General features: G+C 71.1%; 15 protein-coding genes. 9 read left to right on the forward strand and 6 right to left on the reverse strand.

What is annotated here, in order from left to right; genetic code table 11:
• Positions 1 to 78: 78 nt before the first annotated feature.
• From BLU95_RS23090 to BLU95_RS23105, 4 genes are all read right to left on the reverse strand, one after another.
• A complete protein-coding gene (locus BLU95_RS23090; RefSeq protein WP_093861705.1) occupies positions 79 to 819 on the reverse strand; it encodes an SIR2 family NAD-dependent protein deacylase in 741 nt (246 codons plus the stop codon).
• Between the two features lie 67 nt (positions 820 to 886).
• Positions 887 to 1,753: a hypothetical protein gene (locus tag BLU95_RS23095; protein ID WP_093861706.1), complete on the reverse strand. Its 867-nt coding sequence runs from the start codon at positions 1,751 to 1,753 to the stop codon at positions 887 to 889.
• A 73-nt stretch (positions 1,754 to 1,826) separates the two neighbouring features.
• Positions 1,827 to 3,497 carry a hypothetical protein gene (locus BLU95_RS23100; protein WP_093861707.1) on the reverse strand — a complete coding sequence of 557 codons (1,671 nt, stop codon included), beginning with the start codon at positions 3,495 to 3,497 and terminating at the stop codon, positions 1,827 to 1,829.
• The gene (locus BLU95_RS23105) at positions 3,494 to 4,303 is read right to left on the reverse strand and encodes an ABC transporter ATP-binding protein (protein WP_093861708.1); all 810 of its coding nucleotides are present in this window, start codon (positions 4,301 to 4,303) and stop codon (positions 3,494 to 3,496) included. The genes BLU95_RS23100 and BLU95_RS23105 overlap by 4 nt, the downstream gene beginning before the upstream one ends.
• A gap of 291 nt (positions 4,304 to 4,594) precedes the next feature.
• Here BLU95_RS23105 and BLU95_RS23110 point away from each other — a divergent pair, with 291 nt between their 5' ends.
• The 9 genes from BLU95_RS23110 to BLU95_RS23150 all read left to right on the forward strand — a co-directional run bounded on the left by BLU95_RS23110 (position 4,595) and on the right by BLU95_RS23150 (position 15,635).
• On the forward strand, positions 4,595 to 5,215 hold the full coding sequence (locus BLU95_RS23110; protein WP_231977745.1) for a DUF1707 and DUF4190 domain-containing protein: 621 nt from the start codon (positions 4,595 to 4,597) through the stop codon (positions 5,213 to 5,215).
• A 353-nt stretch (positions 5,216 to 5,568) separates the two neighbouring features.
• Positions 5,569 to 7,170: a DUF2142 domain-containing protein gene (locus BLU95_RS23115; RefSeq protein ID WP_093861709.1), complete on the forward strand. Its 1,602-nt coding sequence runs from the start codon at positions 5,569 to 5,571 to the stop codon at positions 7,168 to 7,170.
• 380 nt (positions 7,171 to 7,550) lie between these two features.
• Entirely contained in the window at positions 7,551 to 7,922 is a 372-nt protein-coding gene (gene rpsL / locus BLU95_RS23120; protein ID WP_014144289.1) for a 30S ribosomal protein S12, read from the forward strand.
• A 2-nt stretch (positions 7,923 to 7,924) separates the two neighbouring features.
• Positions 7,925 to 8,395, forward strand: a complete 471-nt coding sequence (rpsG, locus tag BLU95_RS23125) for a 30S ribosomal protein S7 (RefSeq protein WP_030393278.1) — start codon at positions 7,925 to 7,927, stop codon at positions 8,393 to 8,395.
• Between the two features lie 39 nt (positions 8,396 to 8,434).
• On the forward strand, positions 8,435 to 10,540 hold the full coding sequence (gene fusA / locus BLU95_RS23130; protein WP_045937819.1) for an elongation factor G: 2,106 nt from the start codon (positions 8,435 to 8,437) through the stop codon (positions 10,538 to 10,540).
• A gap of 197 nt (positions 10,541 to 10,737) precedes the next feature.
• Positions 10,738 to 11,931: an elongation factor Tu gene (gene tuf, locus BLU95_RS23135; RefSeq protein WP_093861710.1), complete on the forward strand. Its 1,194-nt coding sequence runs from the start codon at positions 10,738 to 10,740 to the stop codon at positions 11,929 to 11,931.
• 240 nt (positions 11,932 to 12,171) lie between these two features.
• Positions 12,172 to 14,103 (forward strand): hypothetical protein, encoded by a 1,932-nt coding sequence (locus BLU95_RS23140; protein ID WP_159424975.1) that lies wholly within the window; start codon positions 12,172 to 12,174, stop codon positions 14,101 to 14,103.
• 126 nt (positions 14,104 to 14,229) lie between these two features.
• Positions 14,230 to 15,189: a glycosyltransferase family 2 protein gene (locus tag BLU95_RS23145; RefSeq protein ID WP_093861712.1), complete on the forward strand. Its 960-nt coding sequence runs from the start codon at positions 14,230 to 14,232 to the stop codon at positions 15,187 to 15,189.
• Entirely contained in the window at positions 15,186 to 15,635 is a 450-nt protein-coding gene (locus tag BLU95_RS23150; protein ID WP_093861713.1) for a GtrA family protein, read from the forward strand. Before BLU95_RS23145 ends, BLU95_RS23150 begins: the two co-directional genes overlap by 4 nt.
• Before the next feature lie 110 nt (positions 15,636 to 15,745).
• Here BLU95_RS23150 and rfbC read toward each other — a convergent pair whose 3' ends face one another.
• Together rfbC and rfbA are read right to left on the reverse strand one after the other, a co-directional pair.
• Positions 15,746 to 16,354, reverse strand: a complete 609-nt coding sequence (gene rfbC, locus BLU95_RS23155; RefSeq protein ID WP_093861714.1) for a dTDP-4-dehydrorhamnose 3,5-epimerase — start codon at positions 16,352 to 16,354, stop codon at positions 15,746 to 15,748.
• Positions 16,351 to 17,226 (reverse strand): glucose-1-phosphate thymidylyltransferase RfbA, encoded by an 876-nt coding sequence (gene rfbA / locus BLU95_RS23160; protein WP_030393285.1) that lies wholly within the window; start codon positions 17,224 to 17,226, stop codon positions 16,351 to 16,353. The genes rfbC and rfbA overlap by 4 nt, the downstream gene beginning before the upstream one ends.
• Positions 17,227 to 17,276 lie beyond the last annotated feature (50 nt).

Genomic DNA, 17,276 nt, shown 5'->3' on the forward strand with positions numbered 1-17,276 from the left:
GCAGAACAGGCCTTCGGGACTTGGCAGTTCGGAAAGATCGCGAGCCTTTCCGGAGCCGCGCCCGGCGTGCGCGGGCGGTCAGCCGAGGCGGGCGACCAGCCGTTCCACCAGGGCCGGCAGGGCGGTCGAGATCGGCTCCCGGACGACCTCCTCGGCGGCCTCGTCGAGCGGCGTCGGCTCGCCGTTCACCACGATCAGCCGGGCGCCGGCCCGCACCGCGTCGTACGGCAGCGCGGCCACCGGGTAGACCTTCAGGCTGGTGCCGACGGCGATGAACAGCTCGCAGGCCGTGCTGATCGCCTCCGCCTGCCGGAGCACCTCGCTGTCCAGCTGCTCGCCGAACATCACCGTGCACGGCCGCAGGATCCCGCCGCAGGCCCGGCAGGCCGGATCCGGCTCGCCCGCCGCGACCCGTTCCAGCGCCTGCTCCATCGGGCCGGTCGCCCGGCAGTCCACGCAGCGCACCTCCCGCGCGGTGCCGTGGAGTTCGAGCACCTTGCGCGGGGTCTGCCCGGCCCGCTGGTGGAGGCCGTCGACGTTCTGGGTGAGGATCCGCAGCGGCAGCCCGGACCGCTCCAGCGCCACCAGCGCCCGGTGCCCGGCGTTCGGCTCGGCGGCGAGCGCGCCGGTCGCGGCCCGCATCCGCCACGCCTCGCGGCGGACCTCCGGATCGGACAGGTACGGGCCGACGGTGACCAGTCGCTGCGCGCCCGGGTCGCGCTGCCACAGACCGTTCGGGCCGCGGTAGTCGGGGATGCCGGAGTCGGTGGAGATCCCGGCGCCGGTGAGCACGGCGATCAGCGGGCGCTTGGCGTTCATGCCCGGGACGCTACGGTCCGTGCCGAGCGCCCGCCACCGAAAATCCGCCGGTACGGCCGTCGCGGCTTCAGGGGGCGGGGTCGAGCCGCCACCGGCCGCGCACGAGGTCGAGCGTCACCGTGTGCCAGGCCCCGGCCGGGGCCGGGTCGCGCAGCCGCCAGCGCCGGGGGAGCGCCGTCAGCGCGAGCGCCACCTCGGTCGCGGACACCGCCGCCACCGTGCCCGCCCAGTGCGCGCTCGTGGCGATCAGCCGTTCCGCCAGGGCGGGGTCGGGTTCGGGCACCAGCACCGGCGGGGCGTCGTCGGCGTCGGCGTCGGTCAGGGCGGAGCCGGCCAGGAGGGCCAGCAGCCGGCCGAGCAGGGCACCGGGCACCTCCGGGTCCGTCGACTCCACCCGCAGGTAGCAGTCGTCGTGGCCGGAGAACCACAGGGTGGAGCCCTCGAGGAGGGGAAGCAGCGGCTGGTCGAACGCGGTCGTGCCGACGGCCAGGGCGAGCTCGTCGAGCCGCTCGGGGGTCACCTCGCCCGGCAGGTCGACCAAGGCCACCTGGTACGGCGTCCAGGTGCCGTCCAGCAGGCGGGGCAGCTCGCCGCGGTCCAGGAGCAGGAACTCCCCGCCGACCCCGATGGTGTCCGACGCCCAGGCGCCGACCGGGTGCACGGCGCAGTCGACGCCCAGCTCCGCCGCGATCAGCGACGGCGCCAGGGACCGAAAGTCCTCGTCCACGAAGCTGCAGGTGTGCAGATCCACCACGGCGACCGGTCCGGCGGCCCGGCCGGCGAGCAGCCCGGCCAGCTCCCCGGCCTGCGCGGCCGTCGCGTCCACCAGCCAGGACCCGCCCGCCGCGCGGACGCCGAAGGTCAGCGGGAACGGCCGGAGGTCCGGTCCGACGCTGTTGACGTTCGACGCGCTGTCACGCCCCACCTCGATCATCGGGCCATTGTCCGGCGCCGGGGCGCCGGGCTCCAGCGGATTCCGCGGCCCGGCACCCCGCCACCGGCGGGGGTCAGCGTTCGACGGCCTTGGCGAGGATCTCCGGGAGACGCTCCAGCAGCCGCCCGGCGGCGAGGCGCAGTCCGAGGACGGCGACGGCGGCGCCGTAGAGGGGGCCGACGAGCAGCAGCGGCCAGGTGACGGCGTCGGTGGCGAGGGCCCAGACCAGCCAGCCGACGACGGGTGCGGCGACGAGGGCACTGCCGAACATCGAGCCGAAGCTGTTCAGCATCACCAGCCCGCCCTGGCCCGGGGCGGCGTTGCGCATCGGGTTGTTGTCGGCGGGCATGGTGTACGGCGCGAGCACGCTGAGCACGGCGCCGATCGCGAGGCCGCTGCCGAGCAGCGCGAACGCGACGCCGACGGCGGCCGGCAGCCCGGCCCAGTCGCCGGTGGCGGCGGCGAGCACCAGGGCGAGCACCAGGGTGACCGGGACGGAGTAGGAGAGGACGGCGAACGCCCGCCCGCGCAGTTCGTCCCGGGCGTCCGCCGGGGTGAGCAGGGTGGCCGCGACCATCCAGAACGCGGAGCCGTCCATGCCGAACAGGTTGAGCATCTGCAGCCCGAGGAACATCCCGGTCATCGCCACCAGATAGACCGTCGACCAGCCCTGGACGATCGACAGCACACAGATCACCAGCGTCATCCCGATGCTGGTGAAGACGGCGGCCTTGGCCCGCGGCTCGCGCCAGGCGTACCGCAGGTGGCGCTGCATCACCGCGCCGGTCCGGCCCTCCGGCAGGAAGCGCGGGCCGCGCCGCGCCCGCTGGACGCCGCGGACGACCTCCACCGTCGAGGCGTCCGCGGTGACCATCAGCTGCTGCAGGCCGGCGCGCCACCACCGCAGCAGCAGGACGAGCAGCGCGGCGGTCGCGGCGAGCTGGAGCAGGGCCAGCGGCCACCGCCCCTCACCGGCGGTGCGGGCCGCGTCGACGGCGCCGACCGGCGGGATCCAGCGCAGCACGGCGGCGAACGGGGCCAGCGGACCGAGGTCGGCGCCGTTCTCGCCGGCCTTGCCGAAGACGCTCTGCGAGGCGAGGTTGGCGATCTGCGCCAGCAGCGCGAAGAGCAGGCCGCCGAAGACGGCGAAGTCCTTGCCGCGCCGGCTGGAGAGCAGCCGGGCGTTGCCGGCGGCGACCGCCCGGGAGAGTGTCACCACGGTGAGCACCGCGAGCGGCACCCCGACCGCGCCGGCCACCGCCGAGGCGGCGCCGCGGGCGCCGGACAGCGCGGCGCCGGTGAGCAGCACCAGGCTGATCAGGGGGCCGGGGCCGAGCAGGGCGGCCAGCGCCGAGCCGCGCAGCAGCGGTCCCGGCCGCAGCGGCAGCATGGTGAGCCGGGTGGGATCGGCGCTCTCGTCACTGGTGAAGAGGAACAGCGGGATCGCGGCCCAGCCGAGGGTGAGCGCGCCGGCCAGGACGACGCCGGCGTCACCGGCGGCGCCGTGCTCGACGTGGTCGTGGAGGATCGTCAGCAGCAGGGCGACGCCGATCGCGAACAGCAGACCGACGGCGGTGCCGAGCACGTAGAGGGCGGCGCGGCCGCGGCTGCGGCGCAGCCCGTTGCGCAGCAGCCGGAGCTTGAGCGAGACCAGGGTGCGGACGACCGTCCGGTCGTCGGGGACCCCGGCCGTCGGGAGCGGGGCGGGAGCCGGGAGCGGGGCCGGGGCGGGGGAGGAGCTCACCGCTCGCCCCCGCCGAGCCAGTCGAGCGACCGGCCGTCGTCCTCGCGGACGCCGATCAGGTCCAGGAACGCCTCGTGCAGGCTGCGCCCGCCGCGGACGGCGTCGAGCGGGCCCTGGGCGATCACCCGGCCGGCGCTGATGACGGCGACCCAGTCGCAGAGCTGCTCGACCAGCTCCATCACATGGCTGGAGAAGACCACGGTGGAGCCGGCCGCCGCGTACCGCTTGAGCACGCCGCGGATGGTCTGGGCGGAGACCGGGTCGACGCCCTCGAACGGCTCGTCGAGGAAGAGCACGTCCGGGTTGTGCAGCAGGGCGGCGGCGAGGCCGATCTTCTTGCGCATGCCGGTGGAGTAGTCGGCGACCAGCTTGTCGGCGTGGTCGGCGAGGTCGAGGACGGCGAGCAGTTCCTCGGCGCGGCGGTCGACCTCGGCGCCCGGCAGTCCGCGCAGCCGGCCGTTGTACTGGAGCAGCTCGCGGCCGCTGAGCCGCTCGAACATGCGCAGGCCCTCGGGCAGGATGCCGATCCGGGCCTTGGCGGTGACCGGGTCGGCCCAGACGTCGGCGCCGTGGACGAGCACGGTCCCCTGGTCGGGCCGGAGCAGGCCGGTGACCATCGACAGCGTGGTGGTCTTGCCGGCGCCGTTCGGGCCGACCAGTCCGATGAACGCCCCGGTCGGCAGCTCCAGAGCGAGCCCGGCGACGGCGGCCTGGCTCCCGAAGTGCTTCCACAGGCCCTGGATGGACACCGCCGAGGGCACGGGGGCGGTCGGGTCGGGGGACGGCGGCGGCGCCGATGCCTGCATGGTGGCTCTCTCTGCTGATGGTCGGACCGGTCGGGGCGGTGGTCGTTCCAAGATCGAAACGGGCCCCGACAACAGCCTGCCACCGCCCGGCCCGGCCTGTCTCCTGCGGCGCTGCCCCAGGTGTGTCGGGACCGAACGGGTGAAGAGCGGGGCGCAGGAGGAGGGACGGATCCGGAGGTGTACCGGTTCGGAAGAAACGGCAACTACTCGGAGCCCCCGTTCGTCCTGCACTATGAGAGTCCGACGAACGGGGGGACCCCGTGGTCGCACGGGGGTACCGGGAGGTGGCGGATGGCCGTTCAGCCGTGGGGTGAGCAGGAGTTCGGGGCGGCCAGGCCGCCGGTTCCGGGCCCGCCCCCGACGCCGTACCCCCCGATGCAGTACCCCCCGATGCCGTCGGCCGCCGCGCCGCAGGCCGCCGTGCCGCAGGCGGCGATGCCGCAGTCGGCGATGCGGGCGGCGACCGCGGACCGCGAGCGCACGGTGGACGTGCTGAAGGCCGCGTTCGCCGAGGGCCGGCTCAGTGCCGCCGAGTACGGCGAGCGCTTCGAGGCGGCCAGCGGCGCGCAGACCTACGGCCAGCTCGCCCGGCTGGTCGCCGACCTGCCGGCCGGGCCGATGGTCGCCCCGCAGATGACGGCCCCGCAGATGGTGGTGCCGGCGACCTTCCTGCCGCCGCCGGTCATGATGCCGCCGCCGCGGCCGACCAACGCGGCGGCCGTGGCCTCCCTGGTGCTCAGCCTGCTGGGCATGGGCGCCCCGGCGGTGGTGGCCGGCCACATCGCCAAGAACCAGATCGCCCGGCGCAACGAGGACGGCGACGGGATGGCCACCTTCGGCCTGGTCCTCGGGTACGTGGAATGCTTCTTCTGGACCCTGCTGATGTTCGCCGTGGTGGCCGGCGGCGCCTGAGCGGTACGAGGAGGGTGGCGGGACGGCCGCCACCGGGAGCGCCCCGGCCCGGGGCCCGCCCGGGGGTGCCGGCCCGGGCCGCCTGCCGCGACGCGACCGGGCGGTCCCTCCCGCCAGGTGTGACGGGCAGGTGAAGGTCCGGGTGAACCGCCGTGGGGACCAAGCCTTAGGATGCCGGGAAGGCTGCCCCGGACCTCGTGCCCGGGGCGGTTCCATGAGACGCGATCTCATTCCCGCCGGTACCTGCTCGGAGGACCTCGACGGGCGGTGACAGTGCCGCCGGGGAGAAAGTCCGGTGACGGGCTCGATGCTGACACGAAGAGACGGCAGTGACTCCTAATCCCAACCGACCGATGACGAAGACCTTCAAGCGGATAGCCGACCGCCTGGTGAACTCCCCGCGACGGCTGTGGGGGGTCTCCTTCCTCCTGTTCGTCGTTCTCGGCTCGGCGTGGTCGCTGTCCACTCCGATGGGCGGCTCGCCGGACGAGTACGCGCACCTGGTGCGGGCCGCCGCGGTCGCCCGCGGGCAGGTCAACGGCACCGAGGTGATGGTCAAGCACCAGGTCGCCGGCATGGACGGCCAGTTCGCCGAGACCGGCGTCCAGCTGCCGGAGTGGTACCGGGAGCTGTCGAGCCGCCACACCTGCTACGCCTTCCAGCAGTGGCAGTCGGCCGACTGCGCGCCACCGCTGGGCACCTCGGAGAAGACCGTCGAGGTGACCACCGCGGCGGGGCGTTACAACCCGCTCTACTACGCGGTGGTGGGCTGGCCCAGCCTGCTCGTGTCCGGTGAGCCCGGGCTGTACCTGATGCGACTGGTCTCCGCGGTGTTCTGCGCCGCGCTGCTGGCCAGCGCCGTGGTCGCGGCCGCCGAGTGGCGACGCCGCGGGATCATGATCGCCGGTCTGCTCGCCGCCCTGACGCCGACGACCCTGTACATGGGCGGCATGGTGAACCCGAGCGGCCCCGAGATCGCCGCCGGTGTCCTGGTCTGGAGCGCGGCGCTGCCGATGTTCATGGCACCGGACCGTGCCCTGCTGAACCGTCGGCTGCTGCGGCTGGGGATCGGCGGCCTGGTGCTGATCAACATCCGCCCGCTGGGTCTGGTCTGGTTCGCCGGCGCGGTCGTCTGCTCACTGCTGCTGACCCAGCGCTCGGCCGTCCGCATGGTGGTGCGGACGAGGGCGACCTGGCTCTGGGGCCTGCTCCTGCTGGCCGGTACCGGGGTCGCCATGGCCTGGGCGATGGCCCACCCGGACCACTCGGTGATCCAGATCCCCGACTGGTTCACCCCGCTGAACGCCGCACGGCGGACCTTCGACAACTCGCTCGTCTACATCCACCAGATGATCGGCGACTTCGGCTGGCTGGACACCCCGGCCCCGGCCATCACCTGGCTGCTCTGGCCGGCCGCGATCATCCTGCTGATCCTGCTGGCGCTCTGCTTCGGCCGCCCGCGCCAGGCCTTCGTGGTGCTGGCCATCATGGTCGCGCTGGTCCTGGTGCCGGTCGCCGCGCAGGCGAGCCAGGCGACCAAGATCGGCATGGTCTGGCAGGGCCGCTACCTGCTGCCCTTCATGGTCGGCCTGCCGATGGCGGCGGCGGCCGTGGCCGCCCTGCGGGTGCCGTCCGGCGGGCTGCCGTGGCGGCGCCTGATCGGCTGGATGGCCCTGACCCTCACGGTGGCGAACGTCGCCGCCTTCGTCTGGACGCTGCGCCGCAACACCGTCGGCACCGCGGGCGCGTTCTTCATCCACCCCGCGCACTGGTCGCCGCCGGGCAGTTGGCTGCTCTGGCTGCTGGCGTACGGCCTCGGTGCGACCGGCCTGGCCGTGATCGCCCTGGCCGGTGACCGCACGCCGCCGGCCCCGGCCCCGACGCCGCACCCGCCGGTCGACGGCGAGCGGGTCCTGCGCCGGGCCGACGACCGGCGGGCGACGCCGGTCGGCTGAACGTCGGACGAGTTGCGGAGCACGCCCGGAGGGAGTGTGCTATAAGCATCGGCCGTGGCGCCGGGGACCTCGGCGCCACGGCCATGACCTGCGACGTTCCATTTGTTTTGACCGAGCCCGATGCGCTAGGTACGCTCTGACCTTGTGCCTGGGGTGTCCCCGGGTCCTTGTGCGTGCATGCACACCGGTCGCCGCGCCGAGCCGGAGCGCCTTTTCGGGCGCGCCGCGCGTAGAGCGCCGTCGCTGTACATCAGCCCACGGGATTCCGTGCCGGAAAAAACCCAACACACCCGACCGCGTGGGTCGACCACGGGGCCGTGTGCGAGGGAACACCGCAGGTTAGTTCCACCAAGCCTTGGCACACAGAAAACGGAGAAACGGTGCCTACGATCCAGCAGCTGGTCCGAAAGGGCCGGCAGGACAAGGTCGAGAAGAACAAGACTCCCGCGCTGAAGGGCTCCCCGCAGCGCCGTGGGGTCTGCACGCGTGTGTACACGACCACCCCGAAGAAGCCGAACTCGGCCCTTCGTAAGGTCGCCCGTGTGCGCCTCACCAGCGGGATCGAGGTCACCGCTTACATCCCGGGCGAGGGCCACAACCTGCAGGAGCACTCCATCGTGCTGGTTCGCGGTGGTCGTGTGAAGGACCTTCCTGGTGTCCGCTACAAGATCATCCGCGGTTCGCTCGACACCCAGGGTGTCAAGAACCGCAAGCAGGCTCGCAGCCGCTACGGCGCCAAGAAGGAGAAGTAAGAATGCCTCGTAAGGGCCCCGCCCCGAAGCGCCCGGTCATCATCGACCCGGTCTACGGCTCCCCGGTCGTCACCCAGCTGGTCAACAAGATCCTGCTGCACGGCAAGCGCTCCACCGCCGAGCGGATCGTCTACGGCGCCCTCGAGGGCGTCCGCGAGAAGAGCGGCGCCGACCCGGTCGTCACGCTGAAGCGTGCGCTGGAGAACGTCAAGCCCGCCCTCGAGGTCAAGTCCCGCCGTGTCGGTGGCGCGACCTACCAGGTTCCGGTCGAGGTCCGCCCGGGCCGCGCCAGCACCCTGGCGCTGCGCTGGATGGTCGGCTACTCGCGCGCCCGTCGCGAGAAGACCATGACCGAGCGCCTGATGAACGAGATCCTCGACGCCAGCAACGGCCTGGGCGCTTCCGTGAAGCGTCGCGAGGACACCCACAAGATGGCCGAGTCCAACAAGGCGTTCGCGCACTACCGCTGGTAGTCCGTACCCCGTCACTAGACAGAGAGAGAACGAGCCACCATGGCTGCAACCTCCCTTGACCTCGCCAAGGTCCGCAACATCGGGATCATGGCGCACATCGACGCGGGCAAGACCACCACCACCGAGCGGATCCTGTTCTACACCGGTGTGTCGTACAAGATCGGTGAGGTCCACGATGGCGCTGCCACCATGGACTGGATGGAGCAGGAGCAGGAGCGCGGCATCACGATCACGTCGGCCGCGACGACCTGTCACTGGACCGTCGACGATGCCGACCACACCATCAACATCATCGACACCCCGGGCCACGTCGACTTCACCGTCGAGGTGGAGCGTTCGCTGCGCGTCCTCGACGGTGCCGTGACGGTGTTCGACGGTGTCGCCGGTGTGGAGCCCCAGTCCGAGACCGTGTGGCGGCAGGCTGACCGCTACGGCGTCCCGCGCATCTGCTTCATCAACAAGCTGGACCGCACGGGCGCCAACTTCTTCTTCTGCGTCAAGACCATCGTGGACCGCCTCGGCGCGACCCCGCTGGTCATGCAGCTGCCGATCGGTGCCGAGTCGGACTTCCAGGGCGTTGTCGACCTGGTCCGCATGAAGGCGCTGGTCTGGTCCGCCGAGGCGGCCAAGGGCGAGATGTACGACATCGTCGACATCCCGGCCGAGCTGCAGGAGCAGGCGGACGAGTACCGCGAGCAGCTGATCGACACCGTGTCGAACGTCAGCGACGAGATCATGGAGCTCGCCCTCGAGGGCGAGGACATCCCGGTCGAGCTGCTGCAGGACGCGATCCGCAAGGGCACCCTGAACTCGGACTTCACCCCGATCTTCTGTGGTACCGCGTTCAAGAACAAGGGCGTCCAGCCCCTGCTCGACGCCGTCGTCAAGTACCTGCCGTCCCCGCTGGACATCGAGTCCATCGAGGGCACCAAGCCGGGCGACGACACCGTCAAGATCTCCCGCAAGGCCTCGGACGACGAGCCGCTCGCCGCGCTCGCGTTCAAGATCATGTCGGACCCGCACCTCGGCAAGCTCACCTTCGTCCGGGTCTACTCGGGCCGCCTGGAGTCCGGCACCTCGGTGCTGAACGCCGTCAAGGGCAAGAAGGAGCGCATCGGCAAGATCTACCGCATGCACGCGAACAAGCGTGAGGAGATCGACTCGGTGGGCGCCGGCGACATCATCGCCGTCATGGGCCTGAAGCAGACCACCACCGGTGAGACGCTGTCCGACGAGAAGAACCCGGTCATCCTGGAGTCCATGGACTTCCCGGCCCCGGTCATCCGCGTCGCGATCGAGCCCAAGTCCAAGGGTGACCAGGAGAAGCTGGGTGTCGCCATCCAGCGTCTCGCCGAGGAGGACCCGTCCTTCCAGGTCAACACGGACGAGGAGACCGGCCAGACCATCATCGCGGGTATGGGCGAGCTGCACCTCGAGGTGCTCGTCGACCGTATGCGCCGTGAGTTCAAGGTCGAGGCCAACGTCGGCAAGCCGCAGGTCGCGTACCGCGAGACGATCCGTCAGGCCGTCGAGCGCATCGACTACACCCACAAGAAGCAGACCGGTGGTTCCGGTCAGTTCGCCAAGGTGCAGATCGCGATCGAGCCGCTCGAGCAGGCCGAGGGCTACGAGTTCGTCAACCTGGTCACCGGTGGCCGCGTGCCGCGGGAGTACATCCCGTCGGTCGACGCCGGCTGCCAGGAGGCCATGGAGTTCGGTATCCTCGCCGGCTACCCGCTCCAGGGCGTTCGCGTGAAGCTGCTCGACGGTGCGGCGCACGACGTCGACTCGTCCGAGCTCGCGTTCAAGATCGCCGGCTCGATGGCCTTCAAGGAAGGCGCCCGGAAGGCCAAGCCGGTCCTCCTGGAGCCGATGATGGCCGTCGAGGTCACCACGCCCGAGGACTACATGGGCGACGTGATCGGCGACATCAACTCTCGCCGTGGCCAGATCCGGTCCATGGATGAGCGTCACGGTGCCCGCGTCGTCACGGCGCTGGTGCCCCTCTCCGAGATGTTCGGCTACGTCGGTGACCTGCGCAGCAAGACCTCTGGTCGCGCGAGCTACTCGATGCAGTTCGACTCGTACGCCGAGGTTCCGAGGAACGTCGCGGACGACATCATCGCGAAGGCCAAGGGCGAGTAACGTCCCGACTTTCGGGACAACAGCCACCCCTTAGGCTATTGGGAGGCAACCCGGGAGGATCCGGTCGGATCCTCCCGGGGCCTCCGGCCCCCCACCCGGTGGGGCGGCACGGGGTGTCCTCCGGACAGCCCACACAAAACCGATCAAAGACCAACTGACGTCACCACGGCGTACAGAACTGTCCTCAGGAGGACTCAGTGGCGAAGGCGAAGTTCGAGCGGACGAAGCCCCACGTCAACATCGGCACCATCGGTCACATCGACCACGGTAAGACCACGCTGACCGCGGCCATCACCAAGGTGCTGCACGACGCGTACCCGGACATCAACCCCTTCACGCCGTTCGACCAGATCGACAAGGCGCCGGAGGAGCGGCAGCGCGGTATCACCATCTCCATCGCGCACGTCGAGTACCAGACCGAGGCGCGTCACTACGCCCACGTCGACTGCCCGGGTCACGCGGACTACATCAAGAACATGATCACCGGTGCCGCCCAGATGGACGGCGCCATCCTGGTGGTCGCCGCCACCGACGGCCCGATGCCGCAGACCAAGGAGCACGTCCTCCTGGCCCGCCAGGTCGGCGTCCCCTACATCGTCGTCGCGCTGAACAAGTCCGACATGGTGGACGACGAGGAGATCCTGGAGCTCGTCGAGCTCGAGGTCCGTGAGCTGCTCTCCGAGTACGAGTTCCCGGGCGACGACCTGCCGGTCGTCCGCGTCTCCGCGCTGAAGGCCCTCGAGGGCGACGCCGAGTGGGGCCAGAAGCTCCTCGGCCTGATGCACGCCGTCGACGAGAACATCCCCACCCCGGCCCGCGCCGTGGACCAGCCGTTCCTGATGCCGATCGAGGACGTCTTCACGATCACCGGTCGTGGCACCGTCGTCACCGGTCGTATCGAGCGTGGCATCCTCAAGGTCAACGAGACCGTCGACATCATCGGCATCAAGACCGAGAAGACCACCACCACGGTCACCGGCATCGAGATGTTCCGCAAGCTGCTCGACGAGGGCCAGGCCGGTGAGAACGTCGGTCTGCTGCTCCGTGGCATCAAGCGCGAGGACGTCGAGCGCGGCCAGGTCATCATCAAGCCGGGTTCGGTCACGCCGCACACCGACTTCGAGGCCCAGTCCTACATCCTGTCGAAGGACGAGGGTGGCCGTCACACCCCGTTCTTCAACAACTACCGCCCGCAGTTCTACTTCCGTACCACGGACGTGACCGGCGTCGTGACCCTCCCCGAGGGCACCGAGATGGTCATGCCGGGCGACAACACCGGCATGACGGTCGCGCTGATCCAGCCGATCGCCATGGAGGAGGGCCTGAAGTTCGCCATCCGTGAGGGTGGTCGGACCGTCGGCGCCGGCCAGGTCACCAAGATCATCAAGTAATTGATGCTCTGACTTTTCGACCATCGGTCGAGGAGGGCCCGGCGAAGATCTCACGATCTTCGCCGGGCCCTCGGCTTTTGTCCGGAGCGGTTCCGCTCTATAGGATCCGGCACCATGGTGCGAACACTCTCCGTGCTGGAAGAATCACGCTCGGTCAATGTATCGAGCGTCGAACACCCCTCTCCCGGAAGCCCCGAGCGCAGTCTGCCGATGCTGGCAGGCTGCCTTTTCGCATCCTGGGTGCTTCCGGCAGCGCTCGTCGGGACCGGCTTCGGCGTGCTGGTCCTCCCGCTGCTGCTGCTGGCCGTCGGCTCCCTGCTCCGGGTCGGCGGCGTGCTGCTCGACCGGCTGGTCGCCGCCGCGCTGGTCGTCGCCGGCGGTGTGCTGGTCCTGGGACTGCTCTTCTCGTTCTGGCCCTGGGGGCTCGATCCCGTCCCCACCTCGGGCGCGCTCCTCAGCGTGGTGACCCTCACCGGCTGGCTGGGCCGGCGCACTCCCCGGCTGCCCTTGCGGTTCCGGCCGTCCGACCTCCTGGTGCTCGGTACCGCCTACGGGATGTGGCACTACCTGTCCGCGCCGCTGACCGGCAAGGGACCGGGCTGGCGCCTGGAGTTCCTGACCACCTCCGAGGACCGGCTCAACCACTTCTCCTACTTCGTCGGCATCCAGCACGTCGGCGGCTACAACTTCCTGCACCAGGAGGCCGCCAAGGCGTACATGATGTCGCCGTCCGAGGCGGTCTACCCGCAGGGCACCCACTTCCTGCTCGCCTGGGTCGACTCGCTGGTGCGGTCCGCGGCGGATCTCGGCACGCCGCTCGGCACCATGAACCGCTACCTGCTGTACGTCCTGGCCGCGTACGCGCTGCTGGGCGCGGCCCTGGTCTGGGCGGCCCGCTGGATCGGCGGCCCGCGACTGCGCGGCTGGCGGACGGCGGCGGTGTGCGGCACGGTCGCCGCGCTGGTCTTCTCCAGCAACTACACCGATCTGGTCGTCCACGGCTTCGACTCCACCGTGGTCGGTCTGCTGGCGGTGGCCCTGCTCGCGGCCTTCATGGTGCGGCCCGCGGCGGGGACGGTCGAGTTCCTGCTCGTCGCGGCGCTCGGCCTGATCACCGTCACCTACGTCTACAACCTCTTCGGCGCCGTGGCCGGCCTCGCCGTGGTCGGGTCCCTGGTGGTCCACCGCCGCCGGTTCCGGCGCGCGCACCGGCCGCGCTGCGCGCTGGCCGCCGCGCTCGCGCTCGGCGTCGCGGGTCTGCCCAGCCTGGTGTCCGTCCTCTCCGAGCTCGACGTCGCCGGCACCTCCAACCTCGGCGGTCCCAGCGTCGGCGCGGACCGGGCCGTCATGGTCGGCGGTCTGCTGCTGGGCACGCTGGCCGCGCTGTCGCCGGGCCTGCGGCGGACCGCGACCGGGCAGGCCCTGCTCGTCGTGGTGCTCGGCACCGGGGCGGCGGTCGGCGGTTTCGCCTGGTGGCAGATCCGCACCATCGGGCAGGTCTCCTACTACTTCGAGAAGCTGGCCGGCACCGGGGTCGTGATCGCCCTGGTGTCGATCGGCGCGGTGGGCCCGCTGCTGCGCACCGTCCCGTCCGCCGGGGTACCGGTGCTGCGGCGCCGGATCGGCGAGGGACTCCTCTCGGTGCTCGCGGTGGCGACGGCGTTCGCCCTCTTCGCCGGCGTCCAATGGGGCATGCACTCCTTCAAGGGCAGGCCCTCGGCCTGGCACGACAGCAGCCTGGCGGCCTGGAGCCGCGGGGAGGACTGGAGCGACATCGGTCCCCGGCACGGTGCCACCGTGATGGGCGACCTCGACGGCATCCAGGGGCCGATGATGGTGCTCTACTCGAACGACGACTACAAGAACCTCAAGTCCACCTGGCTCGCCGCCCTGCTGCGTTCGCGCGGCGGCGACATGCTGCCGCTCTACGAGACGCACTGGGTGGACATCGGCGCCGCCGAGCGGCCGGAGGCCGAGCACCGGGCGGCGCTGCAGCATCTGAGGAAGGCCGCGTCGGAACTGGGCGAGCCGATGACCGTGGTGGTGGCCGACCCCGCGACCGGCGAGCGGATCCGCCGTGACCTCGCCGGCTTCCGTCCGGCTGTCACGGTGGTGGTGAAGCCCGGCAACAACTGGGTCCACCCGTGGGCCCGGAGCTTCCCCGGGGTCTGACCCGCCCCCGCCCCGACCGGCGGGAACAGCTCTCATGCCCTGCTCATCCGGCCTCATCCCGCCCTCAGTACCGGCTGCTATTGTCGGCCACGATCCACCAGCCCAGGCCGAAAGCGGGACCAACTCATGTCGACAGTGCCTCAGTTGTCGGTCGTCATGCCGATCTACAACGAGCAGGAGGCGCTGCCGAGGACCGTCGAGCGGCTGCGGCCGATCCTCGACGCGCTCGGGGTGGGCTACGAGGTGGTCGGCATCGACGACGGCAGTACCGACGCGACCCCCGTACTGATGCAGAAGATCCGCCAGGACTGGCCGGAGTTCCGGATCATCAGGCTGTCCCGCAACTCCGGCCACCAGGCCGCGCTGAAGGCCGGGCTGGACCGCGCCCTGGGCGACTACGTGGTGAGCCTCGACGCCGACCTGCAGGACCCGCCGGAGAAGATCCCGGAGATGTTCGCGCTGGCCCGCGAACGGGAGCTCGACATCGTCTACGGGGTGCGCGGCGACCGCACCACGGACAGCTCGTTCAAGCGGCGCTCGGCCGGCGCCTACTACTGGCTGATGCGCAAGCTCGTCGGGAAGCGGATGCCCAACCAGGCCGGCGACTACCGGCTGCTCAGCCGGGCCGCCGTGGACGCGCTCAAGGCCCTGCCCGAGCACCAGCCGGTCTACCGGCTGCTGGTGCCGTGGCTGGGCTTCCCCAGCGGGGAGGTGGTCTACGTCCGCGAGGAGCGGGTGGCCGGCACCACGCACTACCCGCTGACGAAGATGGTCCGGCTCGCGCTGGACAGCATCGTCAACTTCTCGGCCGCCCCGCTGCGGCTGGCCACCTGGCTCGGCCTGCTCAGCTTCGCGGTCTGCCTGATCATGAGCGTCTACACCGCCGTGGCGTTCGCCATCGGGGTCACCGTCCCCGGCTGGTCCTCGCTCTTCATGGGGATGCTGTTCCTCGGCGCGGTGCAGCTGATCTGCGTCGGCCTGCTGGGCGAGTACACCGCGCGGATCTACTCGGCGGTGCAGGCCCGACCGGCCTATTTCGTCGGCTACGACTCGGTCGACGACGAACGCCGGGACAATTCTCGATGACATTCACCGGCGATCCGGCGCCGTCGACGCCGCCACCCGCACCGCCCCCGGCACCGCGCGGCGGGGACGCCCGGCGGCAGGTGCCGTCCTTCCTGGTGATCGGCGGGCTGAGCACGCTCTTCTACTTCGCGCTGTACGTGGGGCTGCGCCAGGTGGCCTCCCCGCAGGTGTCCAACCTGGTCGCGCTGGCCGTGAGCGCGGTCGCGAACACGGCGGCCAACCGGCGCTTCACCTTCGGGGTGACCGGCAGCGAGGGTGCGCTGCGCCACCAGGCCCAGGGTGCGGTGGCCTTCCTGATCGGGCTGGGACTGAGCGTCGGCGCGCTGGAACTGGTCGAGCCGGCCGCCTCCCGCCCGGTCGAGGTGGGCGGGCTGGTGCTGGCGAACGTGCTCGCCACGGTGGTCCGCTTCCTGCTGCTGAAGGTCTGGGTGTTCAAGGGCCGCTGAGGCCCGGGCACTCGCTCGGCGGCCCCGGTACGGCGAGGAGGGCCCGGAACGACGAGGAGGGCCCGGCCGCGTTCGACGCGGCCGGGCCCTCCTCGTCGGAGCGTTCCGGATCAGGCCCGGTGGGCCTCGCCCAGCCCGTCGGTGAACGCCTTGACCGCCTTGTAGTCGGGCAGCAGGCCGCTCGCCAGCGCCTCGGCCAGCGAGGGGGCCTCGGTGTCCTTGGCGGACAGCTGCGGCGCGTCGGCCGGCCACTCGATGCCCAGGTCCGGGTCCAGCGGGTGCACGCCGTGCTCGCCGGTCGGGTTGTAGGTCTCCGAGCAGAGGTAGGTCAGCGTCGCGTCGTCGCTCAGCGCGCAGAACCCGTGGCCGAGGCCCTCGGAGATGTACACCGCCTTGCGCTCGGTCTCGTCGAGCCGCACACCCTCCCACTTCCCGAAGGTCGGCGAGCCGACCCGCAGGTCGACGATGACGTCCAGGACGGCACCCCGCACGCAGGTGACGTACTTGGCCTGGCCGGGCGGGACGTCGGCGAAGTGGATGCCGCGGACGACGCCCCGGCTGGACAGCGACAGATTGGCCTGGGCCAGTCGCAGCGGGTGGCCGACGACCTCGGCGAGCCGGTCGAAGCGGTACCACTCGGTGAAGTGGCCACGCGCGTCACCGTGCACCTGGGGGGTGAGCTCCCAGGCGCCCTCGATGGACAGCTCGCGGATCTTCATCGGGTGCCCTCCTCGTCCAGCAGCGCCACCAGGTACTGGCCGTAGCCGCTCTTCAGCAGCGGCTCGGCCAGCTCGCGCAGCCGGGCGTCGTCGATCAGGCCGGCCCGCCAGGCCGCCTCCTCGATGCAGCCGATCTTGAAGCCCTGGCGCTCCTCGATGACCCGGACGAACTCCGAGGCCTGCACCATCGAGACGAACGTGCCGGTGTCCAGCCAGGCGGTGCCCCGGTCGAGGATCGTCACGTGCAGGTCGCCGGCCTGGAGGTAGGCCTCGTTGACCGCGGTGATCTCCAGCTCGCCACGGGCACTCGGCTTCAGGCCGCGGGCGATCTCGACCACGCGGTTGTCGTAGAAGTACAGGCCGGGGACGGCGTACCGGGACTTGGGCTCGGTCGGCTTCTCCTCGATGGAGATGGCCTGGCCGTCCTCGTCGAACTCGACCACGCCGTAGGCGGTCGGGTCGGCCACCGGGTAGGCGAAGACCCGGCCGCCCTTGGCGCCGGTGTGCTCGGAGAGCCGGGTGCCGAGGCCGCTGCCGTGGAAGATGTTGTCGCCGAGGATCAGCGCGACGGACTCGTCGCCGATGAAGTCGGCACCCAGGACGAAGGCCTGGGCGATGCCCTCGGGCTTCTCCTGGACGGCGTACTCCAGGCGGAGGCCGAACTGGGAGCCGTCGCCGAGCAGACGCTCGAACTGGTCGCGGTCGTTCGGGGTCGTGATGATCAGGATCTCGCTGATCCCGGCCATCACGAGGGTCGAGAGGGGGTAGTAGATCATCGGCTTGTCGAAGACCGGGAGGAGCTGCTTCGACACCGCTCGAGTCAGCGGCCACAGCCGGGAGCCGGTGCCGCCGGCCAGAAGGATTCCACGCATGCGTGCACCTTATGCGAGAACGGGCAGGGGGTACGGCCGGGGTCCTGGGC

It is taken from the genome of Streptomyces sp. TLI_053 (assembly GCF_900105395.1).
Classification (GTDB): Bacteria; Actinomycetota; Actinomycetes; order Streptomycetales; family Streptomycetaceae; genus Kitasatospora.

Coding starts and splice junctions, on each gene's coding strand:
- rfbC (WP_093861714.1), bottom strand. CDS start 16,354: ATGAAGATCCGCGAGCTGTCCATCGAGGGCGCCTGGGAGCTCACCCCC.
- BLU95_RS23105 (WP_093861708.1), bottom strand. CDS start 4,303: ATGCAGGCATCGGCGCCGCCGCCGTCCCCCGACCCGACCGCCCCCGTG.
- rfbA (WP_030393285.1), bottom strand. CDS start 17,226: ATGCGTGGAATCCTTCTGGCCGGCGGCACCGGCTCCCGGCTGTGGCCG.
- BLU95_RS23115 (WP_093861709.1), top strand. CDS start 5,569: ATGACGAAGACCTTCAAGCGGATAGCCGACCGCCTGGTGAACTCCCCG.
- BLU95_RS23090 (WP_093861705.1), bottom strand. CDS start 819: ATGAACGCCAAGCGCCCGCTGATCGCCGTGCTCACCGGCGCCGGGATC.
- BLU95_RS23095 (WP_093861706.1), bottom strand. CDS start 1,753: ATGATCGAGGTGGGGCGTGACAGCGCGTCGAACGTCAACAGCGTCGGA.
- BLU95_RS23145 (WP_093861712.1), top strand. CDS start 14,230: ATGTCGACAGTGCCTCAGTTGTCGGTCGTCATGCCGATCTACAACGAG.
- BLU95_RS23150 (WP_093861713.1), top strand. CDS start 15,186: ATGACATTCACCGGCGATCCGGCGCCGTCGACGCCGCCACCCGCACCG.
- rpsG (WP_030393278.1), top strand. CDS start 7,925: ATGCCTCGTAAGGGCCCCGCCCCGAAGCGCCCGGTCATCATCGACCCG.
- BLU95_RS23110 (WP_231977745.1), top strand. CDS start 4,595: ATGGCCGTTCAGCCGTGGGGTGAGCAGGAGTTCGGGGCGGCCAGGCCG.
- fusA (WP_045937819.1), top strand. CDS start 8,435: ATGGCTGCAACCTCCCTTGACCTCGCCAAGGTCCGCAACATCGGGATC.